Source organism: Dietzia sp. B19 (assembly GCF_014145155.1).
Classification (GTDB): domain Bacteria; phylum Actinomycetota; class Actinomycetes; order Mycobacteriales; family Mycobacteriaceae; genus Dietzia; species Dietzia natronolimnaea.
In genome coordinates this window covers 1,590-9,231 of sequence record NZ_JAALED010000460.1, presented here as the reverse complement: position 1 = coordinate 9,231, position 7,642 = coordinate 1,590, and the positions used below count along the sequence as shown (strand labels likewise).

At 72.4% G+C, this 7,642-nt stretch carries 3 protein-coding genes; all 3 read right to left on the bottom strand.

The annotated features are described in order from the left end of the window. Window positions 1-1,517, bottom strand: a 1,517-nt coding sequence (locus tag G6020_RS12905; RefSeq protein WP_182610895.1) for a beta-ketoacyl synthase N-terminal-like domain-containing protein, incomplete at its 3' end; no start/stop codon positions are given. A 31-nt stretch (window positions 1,518-1,548) separates the two neighbouring features. Next, on the bottom strand, window positions 1,549-6,114 hold the full coding sequence (locus tag G6020_RS12900) for a type I polyketide synthase (RefSeq protein ID WP_182610894.1): 4,566 nt from the start codon (window positions 6,112-6,114) through the stop codon (window positions 1,549-1,551). Further along, window positions 6,111-7,642: beta-ketoacyl reductase (locus G6020_RS12895; protein WP_182610893.1), on the bottom strand; the 1,532-nt coding region annotated here is incomplete at its 5' end. The genes G6020_RS12895 and G6020_RS12900, both read right to left, overlap by 4 nt.

Here is a 7,642-nt window from a genome sequence, read left to right as displayed (position 1 = left end):
GCTCGCATCGCGGGGAGCGTCCGACCGGAGACCTGCCAGAGGAACACCTCGTCGTCGCGCCGCCCCGTAACCTCGCCGCCAGTGGCCTCGTCGCCCGTGCTCTCGCCGTTCGTACCCACCCCGTCCGTGCCCGCCGGCGCCTCCTCGACGATGGCGTGGCTGTTGGTACCGCTCGCCCCGAACGCCGACACGCCGGCCCGGCGCGGCCGGTCGGTGCGTGGCCACGGACGCTCCGACGTCAGGAGTTCTATGGTCCCGTCTCCCCATTCACACCGGCTCGAGGGCGAATCGACGTGGAGGGTCCTGGGCATCACCTCGCGCTGCAGGGCGCCCACCACCTTGACGACCCCGGCCAGACCCGCCGCGGAGGCGGTGTGGCCGAGATTGGACTTCAGCGAGCCGAGCATCAGCGGCCCGGCGGACCCGCGGGCGCGGCCGAAGACGTCCTGGAGCGCCCCCACCTCGATCGGGTCACCGAGCACCGTCGCGGTGCCGTGCGCCTCGATCATGTCGATATCGGACCCGTCGAGCTCCGCCGCACGCAGCGCCCGGGTGATCACCGCCGCCTGGGCGCCCCGACTCGGAGCGGTCAGCCCGTTCGAGGCGCCGTCGTGGTTGACCGCGGTCGCCCTGATGACCGCCAGGACGGGCCGCCCGAGCTCCTCCGCCCTGCTCAGTCGCTCCACGCGCATGGCGACGACACCCTCCCCCCAGCCGGTGCCGTCCGCCGAGTCCGAGAACGACCGGCATCGGCCGTCGCGCGCGAGACCGCCCTGGACGCTGAACTCGGTGTACCCGAGCGGCGTGGACAGGGTCGCGGTTCCGCCCACGATGGCGGAGTCGCACTCGTCCGCGCGGATCGCGCCGCATGCCTGGTGGAGTGCGACGAGCGACGACGAGCACATGGTGTCGACGGCGACCGTCGGCCCGCGCAGGTCGAACACGTAGCCGACACGACCGGCGACCATCGCCGGGGACCGACCGAAGAGGACGTTGCCCTGCATGTCATCCGGCAGCTCCGCCACGTGGTGTCCGTAGTCGAGGCTCGTCACCCCGACGAACACCCCGGTTCTGGATCGCCGCTCGTCGGACGGCCTGACCCCGGCGCGCTCGAAGGTCTCCCACACCACTTCGAGGAAGATCCGCTGTTGGGGGTCCATCGCGAGGGCCTCCCGGGGCGAGATCCCGAAGAAGCCGGGGTCGAATCCCGCCACGTCGTCGAGGAACCCGCCCTGGTCGGTGTACGAGCTCCACGGCCGCTCCCCGCTCGGGTCCACCAGATCGGCGGGCCATCCGCGGTCCGTGGGCAACGGACCGACGAGATCCGCTCCCGAACCCAGGGCGTCCCAGAGCTTCTCCGGTGTGTCGACACCACCCGGTAGGCGGCAGGCGACCGCCGTGATCGCCATCGGCTCGGAGGCGCGGTCCCGGAGGTCCTGCAGTTCCTGTCGGGCCGCACGGAGTTCTCCCACAGCCCGCTGGACGTACTCGCGGAGTCGGTCCTCGTTCTCAGTCATTGCGGTTCCTTGCCGTGGTCGGGTGATGTGTCTATCGGCCGAGTTCCTGGTCGAGCGCCGCGAAGAGGTCTTCGTCGTCGGCACCCGCGAGGTCCGCGATACCGGTGTCCCGCGCGCGACGGGTGTCGGCGACCATCGCGCTCATGCGCCGGTTGAGTGCCTCCAGGTGCTCCGGGTCCTCGATCTGCCCGATCGCCTCCGCCAGGGTCCTCATCGCCTGGTCAGCCCGGTCTGCAGCGGACTCCTGGCCGCTGAGCTGCCCGACGAGGAAACCGGCGAGGGCCTCGACGTGCGGATGGTCGAAGACCAGGCTCACCGGGAGCGTCAGACCGGTTTCCGCGCCTACCCGGTTGCGGATCTGGACCGCGGTCAACGAGTCCGCGCCGAGGTCACGGAAGGCGGCGGTGGTCCTCCGCGGTGACGGCGCGAGCTGCAGGACCGAGGAGGTCAACGACCACACCACGTCCACCGCCTTCTCCAGTGCCTGCCGTGGATCGAGGTCGGCCAGCTGCGAGGCGAACACCGGGCCGCCCTGCGGGGCCGGTTCGCCGGCGAGGGCGGCGATGGTCGGCGACCGTCGGATGGTGGCGGATTCCACGAGGGTCGGCCATTCCACGTCCGCGTACAGGACCACCGTCGCCGACGTCTCGACTGCCGCCCCGAGGGCGGCCATCGCCCGGTCCGGCGACAAGGGGGTGACCCCTCGGGCGACCAGGTCGTCCGTCGACCCGTCCCCGGCGCTCCAGGCGTTCCACGCCACGAGCCGGCCGGGTAGCCCGAGTCCACTCCGCTCGGCCACGAGCGACCTGAGCCCGAAAGCGGCCGCGGTGAACGCCCCCTGACCGGCGGTGGCCACGAAGGCGGGCAGCCCGGTGCAGATGAGGAAGTGCCCGATGCCGTTCGCGTCGACGAACCGGGCCAGTGATTCCGCCACGCCGACCCGCGATCGCCATACCCGGTCGATCGCGGACGGGGTGAGTCCCCAGACCGGCTGGTCGTCCATGTGACCCGCGGCGTGCACGACCGCCCCGATCGGCGCGTGCGTCCCCGCCTCCGAGACCACCTGCGCGAACTCGTCGCCGTCGCTCGCATCCGCGCGGATCGCCGTCACGGTCACACCGGAACCGCGGAGCTCCGCCACCAGCGATTCGGCGGGCCCCCGTCGGGAGACCAGGACCAGTTCCCGGGCACCCGCCCCGGCCAGCGCCCTCGCGATGGCGGTACCCACTACCCCGGTGCCGACCACCAGCACGGCCCCCGTGCACAGGTCCGCCACCGAACCGGTCCCGCCGCCTCCCGTCGCCACGAGGGTGCGCTCGTGGCACCGTCCGTCGCGCACCGCGATCTCGGCGTTCGGTCGCGCGGCCGTCGCCCCCAACAGGAGTTCGAGGTCGCCCCGCCCGGGGTCCACGGGGAGGTCCACGACGGTGATCTCGCGGCTGTCGTCCTCGGCCTGCCACGCCAGGACCAGTCCCGTCGACAGGGTTGAAGATCGAGCGGAGGATCGGGTGGAGGAACGGGTGGAGGAACGGGTGGAGGAACGCGGTCCCGGCTCCCGGTTCGCGCCTGTCTCCCCGCACCCGGCCTGCGCCCCGGTGGTGACCAGGGTGACCGGCGTAGGGACGTCGCGGAGGTCCTCTGCGAGGCGTCGGACCGCCCGGGTGCAGGTCTCCTGGTTCACAGCGTCGTCCACCAGGAACACCCGGTCGGCCCCGGGCGGCACGTCCTCGCCGTCGATTTCCCGGCTGATCACGGTCGCGCCGAGCTCGTCCAGGGTCCGGATGAGAGTCCTCGCGACGGGCGAGTCCGGGTCGGAGAACACCACGCAGGTGCCCTCGACCCGGGGGGCGGCCGGGTCGAACCGGTCCCACCGCTCCTGGTAGGACGGGATCCCCGCGTCCACCTGTGACGGCTGCGGCGTGTACCAGTACCGGTCCCGCAGGAACACCTGAGTGGGTAGTTCGTGGAGGCGGCCGGCCGCGGGCAGTATCGCGGAGCGGTCCACCTCCGCACCGTGCACCCACGCGCGCGCCGCCCCCGCGACGAAGGCCTGACGGTCCGGGCACCCGCGCTGTAGGGTCCCGACGACGCTTCCCCCTCGACCCTCGACCAGGGACCGCAGACCGTACTCGAGCACCGGGTGTGTGCTGACCTCGATGAAGAGCCGGCTCCCGTCGTCCAGGGCCCGCTCCACGGCCCGGTCGAGCCGGACGGTGCCGCGGAGGTTGGCCATCCAGTAGTCGGCGCCCACGTCGTCGGCCGCCAGGACCCGGTCCTCCACGGTGGAGTACATGGGGATCGAGGGTCGTGCCCCGGTCACCCCGGCCAGCGCCTCGCGGATCGGTCCACTGAGCGCGTCCATCTGCGGGGAGTGCGAGGCGTAGTCCACCTCGACGAGGCGACACCGGATGTCGAGGGACTCCGCCACCTCCTTCGCCTCGGCGATCGCGGCGGCGGCGCCCGCGAGCACGGTGGAGTTCGGCCCGTTGACGGCCGCGACGTCCACCCCGGGGATACCGTCCGCGACGAGTCGCGCCCGTTCCTCGCCACACAGCAGGGACAGCATGCCCCCGTCCCCGCCGAGTCCGGCGATGGCGAGGGCGCGGCCGACCACGACCCGCGCGCCGGTCACCGGGTCGAGGAGGCCGCTGACGGTGGCCGCGGCGATCTCACCCTGCGAGTGGCCGATCACCGCTGCCGGCCGGACCCCGACCGACTCCCACAGTCGTGCCAGGGACACCATGACGGCCCACATGGTGGGTTGGAGGACCTCGACCGGGTCGAGCACCGTCGGATCGGAGATGGAGTCACCGATCACCTCGCGCGCCGACCGCCCGCCGGCCTGCCGGAGCGCGTCGTCGCACTCCTCGAGCGCCGCGGAGAACACCGGGTCGTCGAGCAGACCGGCCGCCATCCCGGCCCACTGGGCACCCTGTCCCGGGAAGACCATCACGACACGGGCCCTCTCGACCCCGTCCGCGGTCTCAGTGTCGCCGTCGCCCTCCCCCCGGACGAGAGCCTCGAGTCGCTCCACCGCGTCCGCGTCAGCAAAGGTCACCGCACGGCTCGGGTGGGTGCTACGCGTCCCCAGGGCACCCGCCATGTCGGCGGCGTCCATGGTCTTCGCGGTCTCCGCGAGCCGTCGCGCGGTAATGCGCAGCGCGTCGGCGTTCTGGGCACTGATGAGCAACGGGTAGGGCGGGTTCCCCGCCAGGCGACCGGGGGCCCGTACCGGCGCCGCCTCGGCCGTCTCCTCCACGATGACGTGCGCATTGGTTCCACCGACACCGAAGGCCGAGACCCCGATCCGGCGAACGTGCCCCTCTCGCGGCGACCACTCACGCTCCTCCCGCAGGAGTTCGACGGAGTCCGTCCACTCGACCTCGGAACTCGGTTCGTCGCAGTGCAGGGTCCTGGGGAGCACACCGTGTTCGAGAGCGAGGACCGACTTGATGAGGCCGACCGCACCGGCCGCGGCCTGGGTATGGGCGAGGTTGGACTTGGACGACCCCAGCCAGAGGGGTTCCGCCCGCTGCCCACCGAAGACGCTGAGGAGCGCGCCCGCCTCGATCGGGTCCCCGAGCGGCGTACCGGTGCCGTGCGCCTCGATCGCGTCGATGTCCTCGGGCCGCAGCCCGGCGCCCTCCAGCGCCGTCCGGATGACGGCCTGCTGGCCCCGCCCGCTGGGGGCGGTGAGCCCGTTGCTGCGTCCCCCGTGATTCCATGCGCTGGACCGGATCACAGCTCGCACCGGGAGCCCCAGTTCGCGGGCGCGGCCGAGGCCGGTCACCGCGAGCATCGCGACGCCCTCACCCCAGCCGGTCCCGTCCGCGTGTTCGGAGAACGGCTTGCACCGACCGTCGGGGGCGAGCCCGCCCTGCCGTTGGAACTCCGCGAAGACCCCGGGGGTCGACATGATGCACGCGCCGCCGACCAGCGCCACGTCGCAGAGCCCGGCGTCGATCGCGTCCCAGGCCAACCGGACGGACACCAGTGCCGAGGAGCACGCGGTGTCGAAGGTGATGGCGGGACCGGTCAGACCGAAGGTGTAGTTGATGCGCCCCGACAGCACACTCGTGACCCCGCCGGTGAGCAGGTGCCCCCCGAGGTCCTCCGGGGGATCGACCATGTCACCGCCGTACGGGAAGGACGCGGCCCCGAGGAAGACCCCGTACTGCTGCCCACGCAGCCGGTCCGGCGCCAGACCGGCGCTCTCGAAGGTCTCCCACGCCACCTCGAGGGCGACGCGCTGCTGCGGATCCATCGCCGTCGCCTCGCGGGGGGAGATGCGGAAGAACTCCGGTTCGAAACCGGCGGCGTCGTCCAGGAACGTGCCCACGGTGGGCACGGGACCGCGATCCGTCGACGGCAACCTCGGCCAGCCCCGGTCGGTCGGGAAGGTTCCGACGACCTCCCCTCCGTCCCGCAGCAGGGTCCACAGATCGTCCGGGGATCCGATCCCGCCCGGCAGCCGACACCCCATGCCGACGATCGCCAGGGGTTCCCGCTCTCCGGCCTCCGCCAGCTCCGCCCGGGCGCGTCGCAACTCCTTGGCCAGTTCCCGGAGCTTGGCGACCAGCTCGGCTTCCCTGTTCACCTGATACCCCCGAATTCCTCTTCGAGCAGTGTGAGCAGCTCGTCGGCGTCCGAGACCTCGTCGAGATCGTCGACGGACGCCCCCGGGTCACCCGCGCGCTCGGCGGCGGCCCCGTCGCCCTCGTCCGACCGTCGGTCCTGCGACCGCGCGTCCGCGCCGGTCAGCAACCGGGTGACCTCCGCGGCGAGCTCCTCGACCGTGGGGTGGTCGAAGATCGTCATCGCACCGATCCTGAGCCCGGTCGCGTCCCGCAGTCGGTCCCGCAGGTCGACCGCCATGAGCGAGTCGAAACCCAGATCGCGGAACGGGACATCCGGCCGGACCCCTCTCGTGTCGGCCTCGCCGAGCACCGCCGCCACGTCCGCCCCCACGAGTTCGGTGATCCGGCGGGCGACCTCGGTCGGGTCCATACCCGTCCAGTCGACCGAGTCGTCGACGGCGTCCACCGGCGGCTCCGGCTCCCCCGATCTCCTGTTCCGCACCTCGGTCAGGAGTGGTTGCGGACCGGCGAAGTCCAGGTTCTCCAGGAACGTCGGCCAGTCGACCTCCGCGATCACGGCGTGGGAGAGGTCGGCCCGCAGGACCTTCGCCAGCGCGCCGATCGTCGTCTCGGCAGACATGGCGCGGAGTCCGAATTCCGTCATCCGGTCCTCGACTCCCCGGATCATTCCCACCTCGGCCCATGGCCCCCAGGAGATCGACGTGGCGCGGACACCCCGGGCCCGCAGTCGGTGCGCCTCCCCGTCGAGCCACGCGTTCGCGGCGGCGTACACGCCCTGCCCGGAGCTGCCCCAGGCGGCGGCGATCGACGAGTAGAGCACCACGCGCTCCGGTGAGCCGAGAAGCTCCACGACGTTGTCCGTTCCGCCGACCTTCGCGCGCATCCCGGCGTGGAGGTGGTCGGCGTCGATCTCGCAGACCTGCCGGAACTCCACGACACCGGCGGCGTGGACGAGGGTCCCGACGCGGGTCCCCTCCGACCGGAGGTCTGCCGCCAGGCGCTCCACCGAGCCCCGGTCCGCGATATCGCAGGCGAAGGTCCGCACGCGGATTCCCGCGTCGACCCCCTGTTCGAGTTCGTGCTCGAGTTCGTGCTCGAGCTCGGCGACCGCGTCGTTCCTCCCGCCGCGGCTCACCAGGATGATGTCGTGACCGCCGGCGGCGATGACGGCCCGGGCCAGGAGGAGCCCGAGCCCACCGGTGCCCCCGGTGATGAGGACCGCCCCCTCACCCGGGTCCAGGTCCGCGGCGGGGAGGTCGACATCCACCAGTCGCGGCACCTGCACCTCATCCCCGCAGATCCTGAACTGCCATTCCGAGCCGGGGTCGAGGATCCCCCGGGCGACGAGCTCGGCCGTCTCGTCGTCGGTCTCGGTGGGCAGGTCGATCACCCGGTCGAGATCGACGCCGGCCTCGAGATACATGACCCGGGCCAGTCCCCACACGGAGGTCTGCGCGGGGCGGACGATCTCACCCGGACGGGGAGTCGCCCCTGCGGTGAGCAGGGTGAGGCCGATCCGCCGGCCCG